At 66.7% G+C, this 20,717-nt stretch carries 20 protein-coding genes; 1 reads left to right on the top strand and 19 read right to left on the bottom strand.

Annotated features, from left to right (window positions below; all coding sequences use genetic code 11):
- Positions 1–3: 3 nt before the first annotated feature.
- The 17 genes from ACZ42P_RS09270 to mnmG form a co-directional block, all read right to left on the bottom strand.
- The gene (locus tag ACZ42P_RS09270) at positions 4–768 is read right to left on the bottom strand and encodes a ParA family protein (RefSeq protein ID WP_464897273.1); all 765 of its coding nucleotides are present in this window, start codon (positions 766–768) and stop codon (positions 4–6) included.
- Positions 769–830: 62 nt separating this feature from the next.
- Complete coding sequence (locus ACZ42P_RS09275) at positions 831–1,169, bottom strand: H-NS histone family protein (RefSeq protein WP_464897274.1); 339 nt, start codon at positions 1,167–1,169, stop codon at positions 831–833.
- A 107-nt stretch (positions 1,170–1,276) separates the two neighbouring features.
- Positions 1,277–3,103, bottom strand: a complete 1,827-nt coding sequence (gene glmS, locus ACZ42P_RS09280; RefSeq protein WP_464897275.1) for a glutamine--fructose-6-phosphate transaminase (isomerizing) — start codon at positions 3,101–3,103, stop codon at positions 1,277–1,279.
- A 34-nt stretch (positions 3,104–3,137) separates the two neighbouring features.
- Positions 3,138–4,508, bottom strand: coding sequence for a bifunctional UDP-N-acetylglucosamine diphosphorylase/glucosamine-1-phosphate N-acetyltransferase GlmU (glmU, locus tag ACZ42P_RS09285; protein WP_464897276.1), 1,371 nt, complete (start codon positions 4,506–4,508; stop codon positions 3,138–3,140).
- 174 nt (positions 4,509–4,682) lie between these two features.
- The gene (locus ACZ42P_RS09290; RefSeq protein ID WP_464897277.1) at positions 4,683–5,105 is read right to left on the bottom strand and encodes a F0F1 ATP synthase subunit epsilon; all 423 of its coding nucleotides are present in this window, start codon (positions 5,103–5,105) and stop codon (positions 4,683–4,685) included.
- 66 nt (positions 5,106–5,171) lie between these two features.
- Positions 5,172–6,551: a F0F1 ATP synthase subunit beta gene (gene atpD / locus ACZ42P_RS09295; protein WP_464897278.1), complete on the bottom strand. Its 1,380-nt coding sequence runs from the start codon at positions 6,549–6,551 to the stop codon at positions 5,172–5,174.
- Between the two features lie 94 nt (positions 6,552–6,645).
- Positions 6,646–7,542, bottom strand: a complete 897-nt coding sequence (gene atpG / locus ACZ42P_RS09300) for a F0F1 ATP synthase subunit gamma (protein WP_464897279.1) — start codon at positions 7,540–7,542, stop codon at positions 6,646–6,648.
- A gap of 45 nt (positions 7,543–7,587) precedes the next feature.
- On the bottom strand, positions 7,588–9,129 hold the full coding sequence (gene atpA / locus ACZ42P_RS09305) for a F0F1 ATP synthase subunit alpha (protein ID WP_464897280.1): 1,542 nt from the start codon (positions 9,127–9,129) through the stop codon (positions 7,588–7,590).
- Between the two features lie 8 nt (positions 9,130–9,137).
- Entirely contained in the window at positions 9,138–9,674 is a 537-nt protein-coding gene (locus ACZ42P_RS09310) for a F0F1 ATP synthase subunit delta (RefSeq protein WP_464897281.1), read from the bottom strand.
- On the bottom strand, positions 9,674–10,144 hold the full coding sequence (locus tag ACZ42P_RS09315) for a F0F1 ATP synthase subunit B (RefSeq protein WP_464897282.1): 471 nt from the start codon (positions 10,142–10,144) through the stop codon (positions 9,674–9,676). The genes ACZ42P_RS09310 and ACZ42P_RS09315 overlap by 1 nt, the downstream gene beginning before the upstream one ends.
- 36 nt (positions 10,145–10,180) lie before the next feature.
- On the bottom strand, positions 10,181–10,420 hold the full coding sequence (atpE, locus tag ACZ42P_RS09320; RefSeq protein ID WP_347307862.1) for a F0F1 ATP synthase subunit C: 240 nt from the start codon (positions 10,418–10,420) through the stop codon (positions 10,181–10,183).
- A 58-nt stretch (positions 10,421–10,478) separates the two neighbouring features.
- Positions 10,479–11,417: a F0F1 ATP synthase subunit A gene (gene atpB / locus ACZ42P_RS09325; RefSeq protein WP_464897283.1), complete on the bottom strand. Its 939-nt coding sequence runs from the start codon at positions 11,415–11,417 to the stop codon at positions 10,479–10,481.
- 16 nt (positions 11,418–11,433) lie between these two features.
- Positions 11,434–11,826 (bottom strand): ATP synthase subunit I, encoded by a 393-nt coding sequence (locus tag ACZ42P_RS09330; protein WP_464897284.1) that lies wholly within the window; start codon positions 11,824–11,826, stop codon positions 11,434–11,436.
- Positions 11,827–11,936: 110 nt separating this feature from the next.
- Positions 11,937–12,785 (bottom strand): ParB/RepB/Spo0J family partition protein, encoded by an 849-nt coding sequence (locus tag ACZ42P_RS09335; protein ID WP_464897285.1) that lies wholly within the window; start codon positions 12,783–12,785, stop codon positions 11,937–11,939.
- Positions 12,786–12,798: 13 nt separating this feature from the next.
- Positions 12,799–13,581: a ParA family protein gene (locus ACZ42P_RS09340; RefSeq protein ID WP_464897286.1), complete on the bottom strand. Its 783-nt coding sequence runs from the start codon at positions 13,579–13,581 to the stop codon at positions 12,799–12,801.
- A 2-nt stretch (positions 13,582–13,583) separates the two neighbouring features.
- Entirely contained in the window at positions 13,584–14,219 is a 636-nt protein-coding gene (gene rsmG / locus ACZ42P_RS09345) for a 16S rRNA (guanine(527)-N(7))-methyltransferase RsmG (protein ID WP_464897287.1), read from the bottom strand.
- Complete coding sequence (gene mnmG / locus ACZ42P_RS09350; protein ID WP_464897288.1) at positions 14,216–16,111, bottom strand: tRNA uridine-5-carboxymethylaminomethyl(34) synthesis enzyme MnmG; 1,896 nt, start codon at positions 16,109–16,111, stop codon at positions 14,216–14,218. The genes rsmG and mnmG overlap by 4 nt, the downstream gene beginning before the upstream one ends.
- Positions 16,112–16,254: 143 nt before the next feature.
- Between mnmG and ACZ42P_RS09355 the strand changes: the two genes are divergently transcribed.
- Positions 16,255–17,745 carry a 2Fe-2S iron-sulfur cluster-binding protein gene (locus ACZ42P_RS09355; RefSeq protein ID WP_464897289.1) on the top strand — a complete coding sequence of 497 codons (1,491 nt, stop codon included), beginning with the start codon at positions 16,255–16,257 and terminating at the stop codon, positions 17,743–17,745.
- Positions 17,746–17,769: 24 nt separating this feature from the next.
- On the opposite strand, the gene mnmE is transcribed toward ACZ42P_RS09355, so the two are convergent.
- Positions 17,770–19,098, bottom strand: a complete 1,329-nt coding sequence (gene mnmE, locus ACZ42P_RS09360) for a tRNA uridine-5-carboxymethylaminomethyl(34) synthesis GTPase MnmE (protein WP_464897290.1) — start codon at positions 19,096–19,098, stop codon at positions 17,770–17,772.
- Complete coding sequence (yidC, locus tag ACZ42P_RS09365; protein WP_464897291.1) at positions 19,085–20,713, bottom strand: membrane protein insertase YidC; 1,629 nt, start codon at positions 20,711–20,713, stop codon at positions 19,085–19,087. Before yidC ends, mnmE begins: the two co-directional genes overlap by 14 nt.
- Between the last annotated feature and the right edge of the window lie 4 nt (positions 20,714–20,717).

The following is a 20,717-nucleotide window of genomic DNA, read 5'->3' on the forward strand; positions in this document are numbered from 1 at the left end:
GCTTCAGGCGAAAAAACCCTTGTCCCACAACTCCAGGGTGAGGCGCACGTAATCGCGTGCGCCGGGGCTCGAAGGGGCGAAGGCCAGCACATCCTTGCCCACGGTGGGACTGGTGGCGAGGGCCACGTTCTCCACCACGCGGGTTTCACACACTTCCTCCCCGAAGCGCTCGCGCAGCTTGTCGTGGATCTCAAAGGCGAGCTTGCGCCGGGCATCGAAACGGGTGAGCACGATGCGTTTCTCGATCCGCCGGCCCAGCGGCCCCTCCAGGGCGCGCAGGGCGAGGTCCAGCTTGTGCACGCCCTGGAAGGACAGGAAGTCCGCCGAAACCGGCACCAGCACGCGGTCGGCGGCGAGGATGGCGTTGAGGGACAGCACGCCCAGCATGGGACAGCAGTCGATGAGGATGGGCACGCCCTCCCGTGCCAGCTCCTCCTCCAGGCCCTGCTTCAGCCGGCGCGCCGCGCTGGCGCTCCTGCCGTGCAGGGCCTCGATTTTGGACAGCTCCATGTGGGCGGGAATCACGCGCACCCCGTTGGGCAGTTCCCGGGTGAGCTGGGCCAGCACCTTCTCCTCGCGGAAGAAGGCGGCCACGGAATCTGCGCCCGCGATCTGCCCGAGGCCCACGGACAGGGTGAGATGGGCCTGGGGATCGAGGTCGATGGCAATGGGGTCCTTGCCCATGCGGGCGAGGGCCGCCGCCACGTTGAGGGTGGTGGTGGTCTTGCCCACCCCCCCTTTCTGGTTGAATACGGCGATGACCGCCAAGAATCCGCTCCTGCGCCGAACCTTCCTAGTTTACCGGCCGAAGCGGAGCTTGCCGATGGCCGTCACACCCTGAGGGCGTCCAGGGCCTTGCCTGCGGCCAGCCAGTCCTGCACCCACTTGGGCTTGCGGCCGCGTCCGCTCCAGGTCTGCTGGGGATTGTCCGGGTTGCGGTACTTGGCCGTGGTGCGGGCCCGTGCCGGCGCCTTGCGCCGGCGGACAGGGGCGGCGCGCTTGCGGCCGCCACCCAAAAGCTCCTCCAGCTCGAACCCGCGTGCCGCGGCGAGGGCTGCCAGCTCCTTCAGCGCCTTTTTCTTCTCCGCGGTCGCGCGGCGCGCGATCTCCTTCTCCACACGAGCCTTGAGCGACTTAAGTTCCTTGAGGGAAAGCGTCTTGAGATCCATTTTTCTCCTTTTCCGGGAAGGGTCAGGCCTTTACTTTATAGCTCGGCCCCGGCGCGGCGCCCGCGCGCCTACCATTCTACTCTGCCGCGCGCCGCGCGGGGCAAGGCTCATTCCACGGTGACGGACTTGGCCAGGTTACGCGGCTTGTCCACGTCGGTGCCTTTCTGGAGCGCGGCATGGTAGGCGAGCAACTGCACCGGGATGGCATGCACCACCGGCGACAGCACCCCGGCATGACGGGGCGTGCGGATCACGTGCACCCCTTCCGACTCGGTGAAGTGGCTGTCCAGATCGGCGAACACATAGAGCTCGCCGCCCCGGGCGCGCACTTCCTGCATGTTGGACTTGAGTTTCTCCAGCAGGGCATCGTTGGGCGCGATCACCACCACCGGCATATTGCTGTCCACCAGCGCCAGGGGCCCATGCTTGAGCTCACCCGCGGGATAGGCCTCGGCGTGGATATAGGAGATTTCCTTGAGCTTGAGCGCCCCCTCGAGGGCAATGGGGTAGTGCACGCCGCGGCCCAGAAAAAGGGCGTGCTCCTTGCTGGCGAAGCGTTCTGCCCAGACCTGGATCTGGGGTTCGAGATTGAGGGCATGCTGGACGCTGCCCGGCAGCTGACGCAGGGCGTCCAGGTAGGCCGCCTCCCGCTCCGGAGGCAGCCGGCCCGCCAGTTTGGCAAGCGTCGCGGTCAGAACGAACAGCGCCACCAGCTGGGTGGTGAAGGCCTTGGTGGAGGCGACACCGATCTCGGCGCCGGCGCGCGTGTAGAACACCAGACGGGAGGCACGGGGAATGGCGCTTTCCTGCACGTTGCAGATGGACAGGGTGAGCTCCTGCCCCAGGGATTTGGCGTATTTCAGCGCCTCCAGGGTGTCCAGGGTCTCGCCGGACTGGGAAATGGTCACCACCAGCTGATCGGGGCGCGCCACCACCGGACGGTAGCGGTATTCGCTGGCGATGTCCACGGCGCAGGGAATGCCGGCGATGGCCTCCAGCCAGTAGCGGGCCACGGAGCCTGCATAGAAGCTGGTGCCGCAGGCCAGGATCTGCACACTCTGCACGCCGGACAGCAGGGCGGCCGCCTCGGCCCCGAACAGCTCGGGCGCAAAACCCCGCTCCAGCACGGGCTCGATGGTGTCGGCAAGGGCCCGCGGCTGCTCGTGGATTTCCTTCTGCATGAAGTGGCTGTAGGGCCCGAGCTCCAGGGAAGCCAGCGAGACATCGCTCACGTGGATGCGCGGCTTAACCAGCCGCCCCGCGCGATCATGGATTTCCACGCCGTCGCGGCGCACGATGGCCACATCGCCTTCCTCCAGATAGATCACCCGCCGGGTGCTCGCCAGCACGGCGGAGACGTCGGAGGCGATGAAGTTTTCGCCTTCGCCCAGGCCGATCAGCAGCGGACAACCCATGCGCGCCACCACCAGCTCGTCCGGATCGTCCAAGGCCACCACCGCGATGGCATAGGCGCCCACGAGCTCCTCCACCGCGGCGCGCACCGCCTGGTAGAGGTCGTGGCGCTGCTGGTAGTGATGGTGCACCAGATGGGCAATGACCTCGGTGTCGGTCTGGGACTCGAATTCGTAGCCCAGCGCGCGCAGCGCCTCGCGCTTGGCCTCGTGGTTCTCGATGATCCCGTTGTGCACCACCGCGATCAGCCCGCGCGAGACATGGGGGTGGGCGTTGGGTTCGGTCACGCCCCCGTGGGTGGCCCAGCGCGTGTGGCCGATGCCGATTTCTCCCTGGAGGTTCATGCCCCGGGCCGCGGACTCCAGTTCCGCCACGCGGCCCACGCGGCGCACACGCCGGATCCCGCCATTGATCACGGCCACACCGGCGGAGTCGTAGCCACGGTATTCCAGCCGGCGCAGGCCTTCGATGAGCAGGGGAACGACGTTGCGCCGCGCGATGGCGCCTACGATGCCGCACATGGATGTTCTCCGTCAGGATGCGGGCCCGGGCCCCTCACTTCTTCTTCACCGGCCGCTGCCAGCCTTCGATGGTGGTCTGTTTGACGCGGGAGAGGGTGAGCTTGCCCGCCGGTGCATCCCGGGTGAGGGTGGTGCCCGCCCCCAGGGTGGCGCCCGCACCCACCGTCACCGGCGCCACCAACTGGGTGTCGGACCCGATGAAGGCGTCGTCCTCGATCACCGTGCGGTGCTTGTTGGCCCCGTCGTAATTGCAGGTGATGGTGCCGGCGCCGATGTTGACACGCCGGCCGACGCTGGCATCCCCCACATAACTGAGGTGGTTCACCTTGCTGCCCTCGCCGATCTGGCTGGCCTTGATTTCCACGAAATTGCCGATGTGGACTTCGTTAGCGAGACTCGTGCCAGGACGGATGCGGGCGAACGGGCCGAGGCGGCAGGCGGGGCCGATCTCGGCGCCGTCGATGTGGCTAAAGGCCTGAATCCGCGTGTCTTCCGCGACGATCACGTCCTTCAGCACACAGTGGGGCCCGACCTGCACCCGGTCCCCCAGATGCACCCGGCCCTCGAACACGCAGTTGACATCGATGACGACATCCCGACCGCAGGTGAGGGTGCCCCGCACGTCGATGCGCGCCGGGTCCAGGATGTGGGTGCCCGCCCCGGCCAGGGCGCAGGCGAGATTGCGCTGATAGATGCGCTCCAGCTCGGCCAGCTGCAGCTTGGTGTTGACCCCCAGCACCTCCCATTCGTGATGGGGATGCACCGTCTCGATGGGCAACCCCTCCGCCACCGCCATGGCGATGATGTCGGTCAGGTAGTACTCCCCCTGGGCATTGCCGTTGGACAGCCGGCCCAGCCAGTCGCCCAGACGGGCCGTGGGCGCAGCCAGAATGCCGGTATTGATTTCGGTGATGGCCTTCTCCTGGGCACTGGCGTCCTTCTGCTCGACGATGCGCAGCACCCGCCCGGCCTCACCGCGCACGATGCGGCCATACCCGGTGGGATCCTGGAAATGGGCCGTGAGCAGCGCCAGCCGGTCCGGACCGGCATGATCCAGCAGGCGGCGCAGGGTGGCCTCCGGCGTCAGGGGCACATCGCCGTAAAGGACCAAAGTGACGCCGCCACTCACCAGATGGGGCAGGGCCTGGGCCACGGCGTGGCCGGTCCCCAATTGTTCCGCCTGATGCACCCAGTGAATGTCCGGGCCCGGAATCGCCGCCGGCACCGCCTCGCCGCCGTAGCCATAGACCACGCACAGGCGCGCGGGAGCCAGGCGGCGCGCCGTATCCACCACATGCTGCAGCAGGGGCCGCCCTGCGAGGGGATGCAGCACCTTGGGCAGGTCGGAATACATGCGGGTGCCCTTGCCGGCGGCGAGAACGACGACATTGAGGGGTGAAGTCATGGAGGAGCCCGGGGATCGGATCAGCGTTGGTGTCCTGGGAAACCGCCTTCAGGCGCGCCGGGAGTGGGTGCGAGGCAAGGCCGGCCGCGATGTTCCGGATTATAAACCGCCGGCATGGCGCAAGCCCAAATGAAAAAGGCGGCCCAAGCCGCCTCCTTCCTGCCTGCGTGGGGGCTATTTCAGCTTGCGCAGGCGCTGGATCGCCGCCAGCTGGGCCACGGCCTCCGCCAGCTCGGCCTGGGCCTTGGCGATCTCCATGGCGCCGGTGCGATTCTTCATGGCCTCCTCGGCGGCGCGCTTGGCTTCCAGCGCCTTGGCCTCGTCCAGGTCCTTGCCGCGCACTGCGCTGTCCGAGAGCACGGTGACCACGTCCGGCTGCACTTCCAGAAGCCCGCCGTTGACCCAGATCAGCTCTTCCTCTTCCTGATCCGGCACCTTCACCCGCACCGAACCGGGCTTGAGGCGGGTGACCAGGGGCGCATGGCGCGGATAGACGCCCAGTTCCCCGGCTTCCCCGGGCAGGATCACGAACTCGGCCGGGCCGGAATAGAGCAGCTGCTCCGCGCTCACCACGTCCACGTGTATTGTCATTGCCATACCTTTGCTTTCCCCTCAAGGGTCTCGCCGGGTGCAGGGAAGCGGGGCGCTGCCCCGCTGCCTGCCTCACTGGAGCGTCTTCGCCTTTTCGACGGCTTCCTCGATGGTGCCCACCATGTAGAAGGCCTGCTCCGGCAGATGGTCGTACTCGCCGTTGACGATGGCCTTGAAGCCCTTGATGGTCTCCTTGAGGGGCACGTACTTGCCGGGCGCACCGGTGAACACCTCGGCCACGAAGAAGGGCTGGGACAGGAAGCGCTGGATCTTGCGGGCACGGGCCACCACCAGCTTGTCCTCGGGGGAGAGTTCGTCCATGCCCAGGATGGCGATGATGTCACGCAGCTCCTTGTAGCGCTGCAGGGTGGCCTGCACCTGGCGCGCCACGTTGTAGTGCTCCTCGCCCACCACCAGCGGATCCAGCTGGCGGGAGGTGGAATCCAGGGGATCCACGGCGGGGTAGATACCCAGGGCGGCGATGTCCCGGGACAGCACGACGGTGGCATCCAGGTGGCCGAAGGTGGTGGCCGGCGACGGGTCGGTCAGGTCGTCCGCCGGCACGTACACCGCCTGGATGGAAGTGATGGAGCCCACCTTGGTGGAGGTGATGCGCTCCTGCAGCTTGCCCATTTCTTCCGCCAGCGTGGGCTGGTAACCCACCGCGGAGGGCATGCGGCCCAGCAGCGCCGACACCTCGGTACCGGCCAGGGTGTAGCGGTAGATATTGTCGATGAACAGCAGCACGTCCCGGCCCTCGTCGCGGAAATACTCCGCCATGGTGAGGCCGGTGAGGGCCACGCGCAGACGGTTGCCCGGCGGCTCGTTCATCTGGCCATAGACCAGGGCCACCTTGTCCAGCACCCCGCCTTCCTTCATCTCGTGATAGAAGTCGTTGCCCTCGCGGGTGCGCTCACCCACACCGGCGAACACGGAATAGCCCGAGTGCTCCACCGCGATGTTGCGGATGAGTTCCATCATGTTCACCGTCTTGCCCACGCCGGCGCCACCGAACAGGCCGACCTTGCCACCCTTGGCGAAGGGGCAGATGAGGTCGATCACCTTGATGCCGGTTTCCAGAAGCTCCCGCGAGGCGGCGAGCTCGTCGAACTTGGGCGCGTGGCGGTGAATCGAGGCGGTCTGCTCGGCGCCGATGGGCCCCTTCTCGTCGATGGGTCGTCCCAGCACGTCCATGATGCGGCCCAGGGTCTTGGGACCGACCGGCACCGAAATGGGGGCGCCGGTGTTGTCCACCTTGAGGCCACGGCGCAGGCCATCGGTGGACCCCAGCGCGATGGTGCGCACCACGCCGTCACCCAGCTGCTGCTGCACCTCCAGCGTGAGATCGGTACCGACGACTTTCAGCGCATCGTAAACCTTGGGCATCGAGGCGCGATCGAACTGCACGTCGATCACCGCACCGATACACTGAACGATAGTTCCTTGGCTCATGGTCGTTTCCTAAATTAGTCCAGATTCGAAATCTTTCGCGCTTGCCGCGGGGCGCAGGAAAAACGCTCCGCAAGTTTTGCGTGCACCCGGGTTCTCACACCGCCGATGCGCCGCCGACGATCTCCGACAGCTCCTTGGTGATGGCCGCCTGACGGGTCTTGTTGTACACCAGGGTCAGCTCGTCGATCAGGTTGCCGGCGTTGTCGCTGGCCGCCTTCATCGCCACCATGCGGGCGCTCTGCTCGGAGGCCATGTGTTCCGCCACGGCCTGGTACACGGTGTATTCCACGTAGCGCTTGAGCAGCGTGTCGATCACCACCTTGGCATCCGGCTCGTAGATGTAGTCCCAGTGATGCTCGAAGATGCCCCGGTCCTCACCACCCTCGATGCGGGACAGCTGGTCCGGCTGGTCGACGATGGGCGCAAGCTGCATCATCACCGGCTCCTGCTTCATGGTGTTCACGAACACCGTGGAGCAGAGATGGATTTCGTCGATCTCGCCCGCCATGTACTTGTCGAGCATCACCGTCACCGGCGGCAGGAGCTTGTCCATGTGGGGCGTATCGCCCATGTGGGTGAGATAGGACACGACGTTGGCGTTCATGCGCTGCATGAAGCCGAAGCCCTTGTTGCCGATGGCGCACACCTGCACCTGTTTGCCCTGGGCGTCCCATTCGCGCATCTTCGCCAGCGCCACGCGCAGGACGTTGGTGTTGAGACCGCCGCACAGGCCCTTGTCCGAGGTGACCACGATCAGCCCCACCGCCTTCACCTGCTCACGCTTCTGCAGCAGGGGATGGCGATACTCGGTGCGGGCGTAGCTCATGCGGCGCATCACGGCGCGGATCTTGGCCCCGTAGGGACGCGCGGCACGCATGCGCTCCTGCGCCTTGCGCATCTTGGAGGCCGCCACCATCTCCATGGCCTTGGTGATCTTGCGCGTGTTCTTGACGCTGTTGATCTTGGCACGAATCTCGCGGCTGCTAGCCATTGTGTTTCCTCAAGCAGTGAAGGCAGGCACGCCTGCCGTCCATCCTCAGTACGTGCCCGTCTTCTTGAAGTCCTCGACGGCGGCGGCGAGTTCCTTCTCGGTGGCCTCGTCGAGGTCGTTGGTGGCGGAGATCTTCTCGAGGATGTGCGGGTACTTGCTCTTGATGTGGGCCTGCAGCGCCGACTCGAAGGCCAGCACCTTCTTCACATCCACGTCGTCCAGATAGCCCCGGTTGACCGCGAACAGGGACACCGCCATCTGCGCCACGCTCATCGGGCTGAACTGGGGCTGCTTCATCAGCTCGGTGACCCGCTTGCCGCGCTCCAGCTGTTTGCGCGTGGCCTCGTCCAGATCGGAGGCAAACTGGGCGAACGCGGCCAGCTCGCGGTACTGGGCCAGCGCCAGACGCACGCCACCGCCCAGCTTCTTGATCACCTTGGTCTGGGCGGCACCGCCCACGCGGGACACCGAGATACCCGCGTTGATGGCGGGCCGGATGCCGGCGTTGAACAGGTCGGTCTCCAGGAAGATCTGGCCGTCCGTGATGGAAATCACGTTGGTGGGCACGAAGGCGGTCACGTCACCGGCCTGGGTTTCGATGATGGGCAGGGCGGTGAGCGAGCCGGTGCGGCCCTTCACCTCGCCGTTGGTGAATTTCTCCACGTACTCCTCGTTCACCCGCGCCGCGCGCTCCAGCAGGCGGCTGTGCAGGTAGAACACGTCGCCGGGATAGGCCTCGCGACCCGGCGGACGGCGCAGCAGCAGGGAGATCTGGCGATAGGCCCAGGCCTGCTTGGTCAGGTCGTCATAGACGATGAGGGCATCCTGGCCGCGGTCGCGGAAGTACTCGCCCATGGCGCAGCCCGCGTAGGGGGCGATGTACTGCATCGCCGCCGAATCCGAGGCGGAAGCGGCCACCACGATGGTGTACTCCATGGCGCCGTACTCTTCCAGCTTGCGCACCACGTTGGCGATGGTGGAGGCCTTCTGGCCGATCGCCACGTAGATGCAGAACATGTTTTGACCCTTCTGGTTGATGATGGCGTCCACCGCCACGGCGGTCTTGCCGGTCTGGCGGTCGCCAATGATCAGCTCCCGCTGGCCGCGCCCGATGGGCACCATGGAGTCGATGGCCTTGAGACCGGTCTGCACCGGCTGGGACACCGACTTGCGCGCGATCACGCCGGGGGCGATCTTTTCCACGGGGGAGGTGAGCTTGGCGTTGATCGGGCCCTTGCCGTCGATGGGACGGCCCAGGGCATCCACCACGCGGCCCAGGAGTTCCGGGCCCACCGGCACCTCCAGGATGCGGCCGGTGCACTTGACCGTGTCGCCCTCGGTGATGTGCTCGTAATCGCCCAGCACCACCGCACCCACGGAATCGCGCTCCAGGTTGAGCGCAAGGCCGAAGGTGTCGCCCGGGAATTCCAGCATTTCCATGGCCATCACGTCGGACAGCCCGTGGATGCGCACGATGCCGTCCGTCACGGACACCACCGTGCCCTGGGTGCGGGTGTCCGCGCCGGTTTCCAGGCCCTGGATCTTGTTCTTGATCAGTTCGCTGATTTCAGAGGGATTGAGTTGCATAGCTACTCCTAAGATTTGAGCGCGGACGCCATTTTGGCGAGCTGGCCGGCCACGGAACCGTCGATCACCACGTCACCGACGGTGATGCGCGCACCGCCAATGAGGTCCGGCTCCACCCGGGTGCTGACTTTCACGCGGCGGCCGAAGCGCTTCTCCAGCCCCGCCACCAGATCCCGCACCTGCTCTTCGGTGAGGGGGAAGGCAGAGGCGATCACCGCTTCCAATTCGTTCTCGTGCTCGCGCCGCAGCGCCTCGTACAGTTCGGCGATGGTGGGCAGCAGGGCCAGGCGATCGTTTTCGCTGAGGAGCTGGATGAAGTTGCGGCCGGCATCCGTGACGCCGGTCCCGCACACGCCGAGAAACACCCGCGCCAGATCGGCGGGCGGCACGTTCGGGTCGGCGATCAGCGCGGCCATCTGCGGGTCCCTGGCGACAGTGGCGCACAGCTCCAGCATGCGCGACCAGTCGACGAAGGCGCCGCTTTCCCGAGCGATGCGGAAGACCGCTTCGGCATAGGGGCGCGCGACGGTGACGAGTTCGGCCATCAGAGTTCCTTCTTGAGCGCTTCCAGCAGGTCGGCGTGGGCCTTGGCGTCGATCTCGCGGCGCAGGATGCGCTCGGCGCCCGCCACCGCCAGGGCGGCCACCTGGTCGCGCAGCATCTCCCGCGCGCGGGTGGCTTCCTGTTCGATCTCGGCCCGTGCCGCAGCAATCATGCGGTCGCCTTCCGCCTTGGCGGCATTCTTGGCTTCCTCGATGATCTCGGTGCCACGCTTCTCCGCCTGGGCGATCACCTCCGCGGCCTGCTGCTTGGCTTCGCGCAGCACATCGGCGGCCCGCTTGGAAGCGAGCTCCAGCTCGTGCTTGCCCCGCTCACCGGCAGCCAGCCCATCCGCGATGAGCTTTTTGCGTTCCGCCAGCGCAGCCATGATGGGCGGCCACACGTACTTCATGCAGAACCAGACGAACACGGCGAACGTGATCGACTGCCCGATCAAGGTGAGATTGATGTTCATGCGTCTACCCTTTGAGAGGGCCTGTGGGAGACAGGCTTAACCGGCCAGGGCGAAGATGACGTAGAACGACACACCCACGGCGATCATCGGCACGGCGTCGGTCAGACCCATCATGATGAAGAACTGGGTCCGCAGCATCGGGATCAGCTCCGGCTGGCGCGCGGCGCCCTCCAGGAAACGCCCGCCCAGGACACCGATGCCGATGGCGGCACCCAAGGCGCCCAGGCCCATCATGATGGCACCGGCGATGATCAGCATTGCTTGGATTTCAGTCATTGCACTCTCCTGTTTGCAGAATCAAAGAATCAAACCAGAACCTTTGCGTGGCGGCGCCTCAATGGTGCTCGGGCACGGTGTGCGCCATGTCCATGTAAACGATGGTCAGCGTCATGAAGATGAACGCCTGCAGCGTGATGATCAGGATGTGGAAGATGGCCCAGCCCAACTGCAGCAGGCCGCCGAACAGGCCCAGGATCCAGCCGCCGTACATCAGCGCGATGAGGATGAAGATCATCTCGCCGGCATACATGTTGCCGTACAGTCGCAGCGACAGGGACAGGGGCTTGGCCAGCAGGGAGACGAATTCCAGCAGGAAATTGACAGGGATGAACAGGGCCTGCAGCAGGGGGTTTTTCGAGCTGAACGGGTGCAGGGTGAGCTCGCCCAGGAAGCCGCCCGCGCCCTTGATCTTGAAGCTGTAGTAGAGCATCAGCACGAACACGGCGAGGGACAGGCCGAAGGTGATGTTGGGATCCGTGGTGGGCACCACCTTGAAATAGACGTGGTGGGGATCCATTCCAAACAGGCTCGCACCCAGCTGGCCGGCAAGGAAGGGCAGCCAGTCCACCGGCAGCAGGTCCATGAGATTGAGCAGGAACACCCAGGCGAAAATGGTGATGGCCAACGGCGCGACCAGGTCGTTCTTGCCGGCGAAGGAGCCCCGGACGTTGGTATCGACGAACTCGCAGATCCATTCCGCGAAATTCTGCGCCAGGCCGGGCACGCCCGATGTCACCCGACGCGCCACACGGCGGAAGAACCAGAGAAACACCAGGCCGAGGGTGATGGACCAGAACATGGAATCCACATGGATGGCCCAGAACCCCATCTGCTTGGCCTCGGCGGCGGAGTGGGCGAAGGTCCAGGTGTCCTGCTGCAACACCACCTTCTGGCCATCGATCTCCCGCTCGGTGCCCGCGGGCAGCTTGCCGAAGGTGAGGTTCTGCAGGTGATGCTTGATGTAGTCGGACGAAGTGAGGTTTTCAGACGACATGTTTTCGCTTCTTGGCTCAGGTATCCGTTCCATGCAGCAGGGGGGCGATGAACCAGCCCAGCTGGCCCACGACAAAGCCCGCCGTCAGCGCCAGGGGCTCGAGGCCGATGGCGCCCAGCCCCAGGCCCAGCAGCAGGGCGACCAGCGCGAAGCGCTCCAGACTGGATCGGTAGGCCCCCGCGAGCGGGCGGCGCGCCATGTTCTCCCCTTGCGCGCCCCGGCGCATGCGCCACATCAGCAAAGCGGTGTTCGCGAGGGCGATCAAAACGCCGAACGAGGCTGCCTCGGCCGCCGCCGGGCCCGACAGCTGCAACGCGGCCCCGGTGGCAAGCACCAACAGGACGAGCTGCAAATTCAGCACCTGCCGGGGATGCCGGATTCCACGCTGCGCTCCCCAGGCGGGTCTCATGGGCGGCAAACCGAGAAAAGACCGCGATTATAGCCAGGGGCTTATAAAAGCGTCAAATACCCCGGAAAAAGCCGCCGTATGTTACCAATTCAGGAAACACTGATAAACCCTCATGCGCCGCGCAGGCGGGCGAGGATGGCATCGAGCTGGTCGAGATTGGCGTAATCGATGGTGAGGCTGCCCGCACCCCGGCGCCCGTGACGGATGCGCACGGTCGCACCCAGTGTCTCCGACAGCTCTTCCTGCAGACGCAGGATGTCGCGATCCGGTTCGGCGCGCTGCGCGGGGCGGGCGGGTTTGAGCAGGCGCGCCACCAGTCTTTCCGTTTCCCGCACCGACAGCCCCTTGGCCGCCACCTCGTGGGCCACGGTGAGCTGCTGGGCGGCCGGCAGCGGCAGAAGCGCCCGCGCATGACCCATGTCCAGCGTGCCGGCGAGCACCATGTCCTGTACCGCCTGGGGCAGCTGGCGCAGGCGCAGGAGATTGGTGACCGCGGAGCGGGAACGGCCCACGGCCTCTGCTGCGCCCTCGTGGGTCATGCCGAATTCCTCGATCAGGCGCTGGATGCCATGGGCTTCCTCGATGGGGTTGAGGTCCTCGCGCTGGATGTTCTCGATGAGCGCCATGGCCAGCGCCGCCTCGTCCGGCACCTCACGCACCAGGACCGGCACCTGCCGGAGCCCCGCCATCTGGGCGGCGCGCCAGCGGCGCTCGCCCGCGATGATCTCGTAACGGCCGGAGGGCAGACGCCGCACGAGAATGGGCTGCATGACGCCCTGGGCCTTGATGGAGGCCGCCAGCTCCGCCAGGGAGGCGGGATCCATGTGGGCGCGCGGCTGATACTTGCCCGGCTGGAGAAGCCCGATGTCCAGTTCCCGCGGGGTGTCCGGGGTGGACGGCGCGGCTTCGCCTCCCAGAAGGGCGTCAAGGCCGCGGCCCAGACCTTTCATCTTTGCCATGGAAGTTCCTGTGTCACGGCGTCACCCCCACGCCCTCGCGCCGGCGCAGGAACTCCCCGGCCAGCGCGAGATAGGCGAGAGCGCCCTTGGAGGAACGGTCGTGATAGAACACGGGCAGCCCATAGCTGGGCGCCTCGGCCAGGCGCACGTTGCGGGGAATGATGGTGCTATAGACCTTGTCGCCGAAATGCTGGGTGAGCTGTTGGGAGACCTGCTGGGCCAGGGCGTTGCGCGGGTCGAACATGGTGCGCAGAAGCCCCTCGATCTCCAACTCCGGGTTGAGATGGGCGCGCACCTTCTTCACGGTGTTGACCAGATCGGTCAGCCCCTCCAGCGCGTAGTACTCGCACTGCATGGGAATCATCACCGAATGGGCCGCCACCAGGCCGTTGAGCGTCAGCAGATTCAGTGCCGGCGGACAGTCGATGAGGATGTAGTCGTACTCCCCGGCCACAGCCTCCAGTGCCTGGCGCAGCCGGCGCTCGCGCCGCTCCTCGTCCACCAGCTCCACCTCGGCGCCGGCCAGCTCCCGGTTGGCCGGCAGCAGATCGTATTTGGCCTGGGGCGCAGTGAGGCGGGTTTCCGCCACCGTGTGCTGTTCCAGCAGCACGTGGTACACCGTGCGCTCAAGCCCGCTCTTGGCGATGCCGCTGCCGGTGGTGGCGTTGCCCTGGGGATCCAGGTCCACCAGCAGCACGCGCCGCCGGGCCGCGGCCAGCCCTGCGGCCAGATTGACGCTGGTGGTGGTCTTGCCCACGCCACCTTTCTGGTTCGCAATCGCCAGTATCCTGACCATTTTCAGCCCACCTCCATCACCACCAGATGCCGCTGCGCCGCCAGCCCCGGCACCCGAAGCGGGATCACCTCGCGCAGCGTCACATCCGCCGGCAGCTGGCCCAGTTCCTCATGGGGATAGAGGCCCTTCATCGCCAGCAGCCGCCCGCCCGGCGCGACCAGGTGTCGGGCCAGGCGCACGAATTCCCGCAGATCGGAAAACGCCCGGGAAATCGCCGCGTCCGCGGGCGCGGGCAGGTGCAGATGCTCCACGCGATCGCACAGCACCGAGGCGTTGATGAGCCCCAGCTCCACCAGCACCTGCTGCATGAAGCTGGTTTTCTTGTGGCTCGAGTCCACGAGCAGCACCCGCATCCCGGGCCGGGCGATGGCCAGCGGAATGCCGGGCAGGCCCGCGCCGGCCCCCACGTCCACCAGAGTTGCCGGTTCACCCAGATGGGGCAGCACCGACAGGCTGTCCAGCAGGTGCTGGGTGACCATGGCCTCCGGCTCGCGCACGGCGGTGAGATTGTAGACCTTGTTCCACTTCACCAGCAGATCCAGGTAGGCGAGCAGGCTCGCCTCCTGCTGGGGGCTGAGTGCCAGGCCCAGTTCCTCGAGGCCCGCGTGCAGGGTGTCCGCCAGGCTGGCCACGGTCATGCGCTTTTCTTCTCCCGCCGTTTCAGGTGGACAAGCAGGAGGGAAATGGCGGCCGGCGTCACGCCGGAGATGCGCGCCGCCTGGCCCAGGGTCTCGGGCCTGTGGGCGTTGAGCTTCTGCTGCACCTCGATGGACAGGCCCCTCACTTCACGGTAATCCAGATCCGGCGGCAGGCGCAGGTGCTCGAAGGCGCGATGGCGTTCCACTTCCTCCTTCTGGCGCTCGATGTAGCCCTGATACTTGGCCTGGATCTCCAGCTGTTCGACGACCTGGGCGTCGCTCACCGGAGCGGTCCCTTCCGGCAGCGCACCGGGCAGGCTCATCAGGCTGGCATAGCTCACGCCGGGGCGACGGAGCAGGTCGAACAGGCTGTATTCCCGCTCCAGGGGCTGGCCCAGCACCCGCACCGCATCGGCCTCGGGCACGATGCGGGGATTGACCCAGGTGTCCTTCAGGCGCTCCTGCTCGCCGGCGATGGCATCGCGCTTGCGGTTGAAGTGCTCCCAGCGCGCATCGTCCACCACACCCAGGCGGCGGCCGATTTCAGTGAGGCGCAAATCGGCATTGTCCTCGCGCAGGGACAGCCGATATTCGGCACGGCTGGTGAACATGCGATAGGGCTCCATCACACCGCGGGTGATGAGGTCGTCCACCATGACCCCGATATAGGCCTCGCCGCGCCCCGGACACCAAGCTTCCCGTTCCTGCACGTAGAGGCCGGCGTTGATGCCGGCCAGGATGCCCTGGGCGGCGGCTTCCTCGTAGCCGGTGGTGCCGTTGATCTGGCCGGCGAAGAACAGGCCCCGGATGGCCTTGGTCTCCAGGGAGCTTTTCAGCGCCCGGGGGTCGAAATAGTCGTATTCGATGGCATAGCCCGGGCGGGTGATGTGGGCGTGCTCGAAGCCGCGGATGGAGCGGACCAGCTCCAGCTGTACGTCGAAGGGCAGGCTGGTGGAAATGCCGTTGGGATAGATCTCATGGGTGGTGAGGCCCTCCGGCTCCACGAACACCTGATGGCTGTCCCGGTCGGCGAAGCGGTGGATCTTGTCCTCGATGGAAGGGCAGTAGCGCGGTCCCACCCCTTCGATCACCCCGGTGTACATGGGCGAGCGGTCAAGCCCGCCCCGGATGATCTCGTGGGTGCGCGGGTTGGTATGGGTGATCCAGCAGGAGACCTGGCGCGGATGCTGGCTTGCGTCCCCCAGGAAGGAAAACACGGGCACCGGGTCGTCCCCCGGCTGTTCCGTCATCACGGAATAGTCGATGGTGCGGCCGTCGATGCGCGGCGGCGTGCCGGTCTTGAGGCGGCCCACCGGCAGCTTCAGTTCCCGCAGGCGTGCGGCGAGGCTGATGGAAGCCGGATCGCCCGCGCGCCCGGCGCGGTAGTTGGCAAGCCCCACGTGCACCAGCCCGCCCAGGAAGGTGCCGGCGGTGAGCACCACGGCGCGCGCCCGGAAGCGGATCCCCAGCTGGGTCACCGCGCCCGCCACGTGGTCGCCTTCCAGAATGAGATCGTCCACCGCCTGCTGGAAGATCCACAGATGGGGCTGGTTTTCCAGCCGGCGGCGGATGGCCTGTTTGTAGAGCACCCGGTCCGCCTGGGCACGGGTGGCGCGCACCGCCGGGCCCTTGCTGGAATTGAGGATACGAAACTGGATGCCGGCCTCGTCGGTGGCCGCCGCCATGGCGCCCCCCAGGGCATCCACTTCCTTCACCAGGTGGCCCTTGCCAATGCCACCGATGGAGGGATTGCAGGACATCTGCCCCAAAGTCTCGATGTTGTGGGTAAGGAGGAGCGTATCCACCCCCATGCGGGCGCAGGCGAGCGCCGCCTCGGTGCCGGCATGGCCGCCACCGATCACGATGACACCGAAGACCTGGGGGAAGTCCATGGCTGGAAACGTCCGGAAAAGGTGTCCATGATACGTGAAAAGCGCGCCCGCCGTAAGCGCGGCGCCGTGTAGAAACAGGGGCTTATGCCGCCGGGACGGTTTGCGCTAAGCTGAAAACAGGACCGAGCCACAAAGTACGCATCATGCCCAGACTGTTGAACCTCGCCCGCGCCGCCCGCCTCGTGGGCACCTCGCGCGGTACCCTGCAGCAGAAGATCCAGGCCGGGGAGTTGCAATCCTTCGATGGCCGGGTGAGCCTGGAGGAACTCCAGCGGGTGTTTCCGGACGCGGCGCTGGAAGACAACACCGTCCTGGAACACGTGGAGGGCATCAAGGAAAAAGCCTTCGGACGCCGCATCGCCGAACGCACCCTGCCCCCTGCCGAGGTGTTGGCCGCGCGCGTGCACGAGATGGGGAAGGAACTGGCGGAATCCAAGGCCCTGCTCGCCCACAGCACCGGCGTGCTGGAACGGCTGAACCAGCTCCTGGACGAGTGGACGCAACAGGACGACGCCACCGCCCGGACGGCACGCCGGCTCAAGGCGTGGCTGCACGATCAGCTGCTGGCCTCCCCGGCCACGGAGGACCGCGCCTGGGGCCTGCTACTGCGGGACAGCCTGCTCAGGGTGATGGCCGCCCAGGTCCGGGTGCTGCCCACCGGGGAAGAGTTCTTCGTGGAAGGGGGGGACACCATCCTGGAAGCCGCTTTGCGCGCCGGCGTGCCCCTCGCCTACGGCTGTTCCAGCGGCCAGTGCGGCACCTGCCGCGCCCGGGTGGTGTCGGGCGAAGTCCGGCAGGTGCGGCCGACCGAGTACAAGCTGCCGCCGGGTGCGCGTGAGCGGGGCGAGGTGCTGCTGTGTTCCACCACCGCGGTGACCGACCTGGTGCTGGAGGCTTCCGTGGCCCAGACCGGCCGGGACATTCCCGTGCAAAGCCTGCGCGCCGAAGTACGCGGCGTGGAGCATCCCACCCCCGAGGTGGCGGTGCTCCATCTGCGCACCCCCAAACGCAACCGGCTGCGTTTCCTGGCCGGGCAACGGGTGCGCCTGACCTTTGGCCAGTCCCTCACGGCGGAGCTGCCGGTGGCCAGCTGTCCCTGCGAGGACCGGCATCTGGAATTCCACGTGCGGCGCATGGAAGGCAATCCCTTCGCGGACCACGTGTTCCACTCGCTCACGCCCGGGGAGGAGGTGGGGGTGGAGGGTCCCTTTGGCGACTTCGTGCTGGACCGCCGCTCCACTAGGCCCATTCTGTTCCTCGCCTTCTGCACCGGCTTCGCTCCCATCAAGAGCCTGATGGAACATGCGCTGGCGCTGGAAAATGCGCCGGCCATCCATCTGGTGTGGGTCGCCGCGCGGCCGGAGTCCCTGTATGCCGCCAATCTCGGCCGCGCCTGGGCCGATGCCCTGGACCACGTGCATTTCACCCCGGTGCTGGCGGGGGGCGATCTGGAAGCCACCGCCAGCCGCCAGGCGGAAGTCGTGCCGCGCGTGCTGGAGCAGGCGTTGGGCGCACGCCCCGGGCTAACGGAGATGGATGCCTATGTCGCCGGCCCCACGCTGGCGGCGCAGGCCGCGCGGGCCTGGCTTGCCGCGCGGGGCGTGGTTCACCTGGTGACCGACGAGGAGGGCTGAACGCCCGCCCGGCGGCACACAGACTTATTTCCCGATGCAGAAGCGCGAGAAGATCTCGCCCAGGAGATCGTCCGGGGTGAATTCCCCCGTGATGGTGGCGAGCTGGTTCTGGGCGAGCTTGAGCTCCTCGGCGAGCAGTTCCAGCGCCTGCCAGTTGCGGTCCGCCGCCTCCAGATGGCGGCGCGCCTGCTCCAGGGCGCGCAGATGCCGGGTGCGCGCCATGAAGACGCCTTCCCCGGTCTGGTGCCAGCCCGCCAGTTCCAGCAGCCGCTGCCGCAGCAGATCAATGCCCGCCCCGCTTTTGGCGGACAGGTAAACGCTGTCGCCTTCCAGCCGGGCGGGCTCGCCGGTGAGGTCGATCTTGTTGAACACTCTAAGCACGGGCAGACCCCCCGGCAGCCTGGCGAGAATGGCGCTGTCCGCCTCGGCCAGACCTTGGCTCGCTTCCATGACCACCAGGGCCAGATCGGCCTTCTCCACGGCCGCCCAGGTGCGGGCGATGCCCAGACGCTCCACCTCGTCGGCCGTGTCGCGCAGACCGGCCGTATCGATGATGTGCAGGGGAATGCCGTCGAGGTGGATTTCCTCGCGCAGCGTGTCGCGGGTGGTGCCGGCCACGGGGGTGACGATGGCCACCTCCTCGCCGGCCAGCCGGTTGAGCAGGCTGGATTTGCCCACGTTGGGCCGGCCAATGAGCACCACCTGGAGCCCCTCGCGCAGGAGGCTGCCCTGGCGGGCGCGGGCCTGCACCGTGGCCACGCGCGCCAGGAGGTCGGCGAGCTTGTCCCGGGCGCGGGCCGCGCTGAGGAAATCGATTTCCTCCTCCGGAAAGTCGAGGGTGGCCTCCACCAGCATGCGCAGGTCGATGAGCGCATCAACGAGGGCCTGGATCTCCCGGGAGAACTCCCCACGCAGGGAGCGCAGGGCGCTTTTGGCTGCCTGGGTGGAGGCGGCATCGATGAGGTCTGCCACCGCTTCGGCCTGGGCCAGGTCCAGCTTGTCGTTGAGATAGGCGCGGCGGGTGAATTCGCCCGGCTCGGCCAGGCGCGCCCCCAACTCAAGGCAACGTTCGAGCACCAGCTGAAGCACGGCGGGGCCGCCATGACCCTGGAGCTCCAGCACGTCCTCGCCGGTGAAGGAGTGGGGGGCAGGGAAAAACAGGGCGATGCCCTGGTCCAGTACCTCGCCGCCCGCTCCACGGAAATCCGCCAGGGTGGCGTGGCGCGGGGCGGGCACGCGGCCGAGCAGGGCCTGGGCGATTTCCCGCACCGCGGGTCCCGAGACGCGCACCACCCCAATGCCGCCCCGGCCGGGGGGCGTGGCTACCGCGGCGATGGTGTCACTTGGCCCCACCCTTGGTCTCGACGCCCAGGACGGTATTGATGCGCCACTGCTGGAGGATGGAGAGCAGATTGTTCACCAGCCAGTAGAGCACCAGGCCCGCGGGGAAGAAGAAGAACATCACCGAGAACACCACCGGCATGATCATCATGACCTTGGCCTGGATGGGATCCGGCGGCGTGGGATTGAGCTTGGTCTGGACGATCATGGACAGGCCCATGAGCACTGGCAGCACGTAGTAGGGGTCGGGCGCGGTGAGATCCTGGATCCAGAGGGCAAAGGGCGCGTGGCGCATTTCCACGCTGTAGAGCAGCACCCAGTAGAGGGCGATGAAGACCGGAATCTGGATCAGGACCGGCAGACAGCCGCCCATGGGGTTGATCTTCTCGGTCTTGTAAAGCTCCATCATGGCCTGATGCAGCTTCTGGCGGTCGTCGCCATACATCTCCTTGATCTTCTGCAGGCGCGGGGCGACTGCCTTCATCTTGGCCATGGAACGGTAGCTGGCGGCGGAGAGAGGGTAGAAGGCCAGCTTGATGAGCACGGTGAGAGCAATGATGGCCCAGCCCCAGTTGCCCAGCAGGCCGTGCAGGGTCTTGAGCAGCCAGAACAGGGGCGCGGCAATGATGGTGAGCATGCCGTAATCCACCGCCAGCTCCAGGCCGGGGGCGAGGGTCTTCAGGGTCTCCTGGTCCTGGGGACCCACGTAGAGCCCCGTCCGGAGACTGCCCGTGCGGCCCGGGGCAATGCGACCCACGGGCAGGACCACGCCCGCGGCATACAGGTGATCGGCGAGCTTGCGCGTGTAGTACTCCCGCTCCGGGCCGGCGGGCGGCAGGTAGGCCGCCAGGAAATAGTGCTGGAGCATGGCCACCCAGCCGTCCCGGGCCTTGACCGGGGGCTTGCCCTTGGCGATGTCGGAAAAGGCAATTTTGTGGAACTTGGCCGCCTCGGTGTAGATCGCCGGGCCGGTATAGGTGGGCATCAGGCTGGATTCCCCCGCGGGCGGGCTGTCGTCGCGCAGGAACTGGAAATAGGCGTCCGCATCGATGTCGGCCGCGGTACCGTTGTGAACGTCGAAGCGCACGTCCACGAGATAGCTGCCGGGCCGGAAGGTATACACCTTGTCCACCCGCACCCCGGTGGGGCTCTGCCAGGTCAGGCGCACGTCTAGGCTCCCTGCCCCGGGCGCGAGCTGGTACTCACTCTTTTCGGCCTGGAACACCTCCTTGTGGGTGGGCAGGGTGCGCCCCAGCAGGCCACTTTGGGCCACGTACCAGTGGGGAGGCTCGTCCGCCAGCAACACCATGGGCTTGCGGCGGTCTTCGGTCGCCCCATGGCGCAGCAGCACCAGCTTGCGCAGATCGCCACCTTGAGTGTCGATTTCGGCCTCGATCACGTCGGTTCGCACCCGGATGCGCTGGCCCTTGGGGAGCACCGCACCCTGGGCGGCGGGGGGCTGCGTACCCGCCAGCGTCTGCCGGGGCTGGGGCACGGCGTCGGCGGAAGCAGCGCTGGTAGCGGGTGCCGCCGGGGCCTTGGGCGCGTGGTAGTCCTGCCAGGCCTCCCAAAGAAGGAGGAGGGAAAAGGAAAAGACGATGAAGAGAATCAGGCGCTGGGTGTCCATCGAA

It is taken from the genome of Thiobacter subterraneus, from assembly GCF_055379455.1.

Coding starts and splice junctions, on each gene's coding strand:
- ACZ42P_RS09275 (WP_464897274.1), bottom strand. CDS start 1,169: ATGGATCTCAAGACGCTTTCCCTCAAGGAACTTAAGTCGCTCAAGGCT.
- glmS (WP_464897275.1), bottom strand. CDS start 3,103: ATGTGCGGCATCGTAGGCGCCATCGCGCGGCGCAACGTCGTTCCCCTG.
- glmU (WP_464897276.1), bottom strand. CDS start 4,508: ATGACTTCACCCCTCAATGTCGTCGTTCTCGCCGCCGGCAAGGGCACC.
- ACZ42P_RS09290 (WP_464897277.1), bottom strand. CDS start 5,105: ATGGCAATGACAATACACGTGGACGTGGTGAGCGCGGAGCAGCTGCTC.
- atpD (WP_464897278.1), bottom strand. CDS start 6,551: ATGAGCCAAGGAACTATCGTTCAGTGTATCGGTGCGGTGATCGACGTG.
- atpG (WP_464897279.1), bottom strand. CDS start 7,542: ATGGCTAGCAGCCGCGAGATTCGTGCCAAGATCAACAGCGTCAAGAAC.
- atpA (WP_464897280.1), bottom strand. CDS start 9,129: ATGCAACTCAATCCCTCTGAAATCAGCGAACTGATCAAGAACAAGATC.
- ACZ42P_RS09310 (WP_464897281.1), bottom strand. CDS start 9,674: ATGGCCGAACTCGTCACCGTCGCGCGCCCCTATGCCGAAGCGGTCTTC.
- ACZ42P_RS09315 (WP_464897282.1), bottom strand. CDS start 10,144: ATGAACATCAATCTCACCTTGATCGGGCAGTCGATCACGTTCGCCGTG.
- atpE (WP_347307862.1), bottom strand. CDS start 10,420: ATGACTGAAATCCAAGCAATGCTGATCATCGCCGGTGCCATCATGATG.
- atpB (WP_464897283.1), bottom strand. CDS start 11,417: ATGTCGTCTGAAAACCTCACTTCGTCCGACTACATCAAGCATCACCTG.
- ACZ42P_RS09330 (WP_464897284.1), bottom strand. CDS start 11,826: ATGAGACCCGCCTGGGGAGCGCAGCGTGGAATCCGGCATCCCCGGCAG.
- ACZ42P_RS09335 (WP_464897285.1), bottom strand. CDS start 12,785: ATGGCAAAGATGAAAGGTCTGGGCCGCGGCCTTGACGCCCTTCTGGGA.
- ACZ42P_RS09340 (WP_464897286.1), bottom strand. CDS start 13,581: ATGGTCAGGATACTGGCGATTGCGAACCAGAAAGGTGGCGTGGGCAAG.
- rsmG (WP_464897287.1), bottom strand. CDS start 14,219: ATGACCGTGGCCAGCCTGGCGGACACCCTGCACGCGGGCCTCGAGGAA.
- mnmG (WP_464897288.1), bottom strand. CDS start 16,111: ATGGACTTCCCCCAGGTCTTCGGTGTCATCGTGATCGGTGGCGGCCAT.
- ACZ42P_RS09355 (WP_464897289.1), top strand. CDS start 16,255: ATGCCCAGACTGTTGAACCTCGCCCGCGCCGCCCGCCTCGTGGGCACC.
- yidC (WP_464897291.1), bottom strand. CDS start 20,713: ATGGACACCCAGCGCCTGATTCTCTTCATCGTCTTTTCCTTTTCCCTC.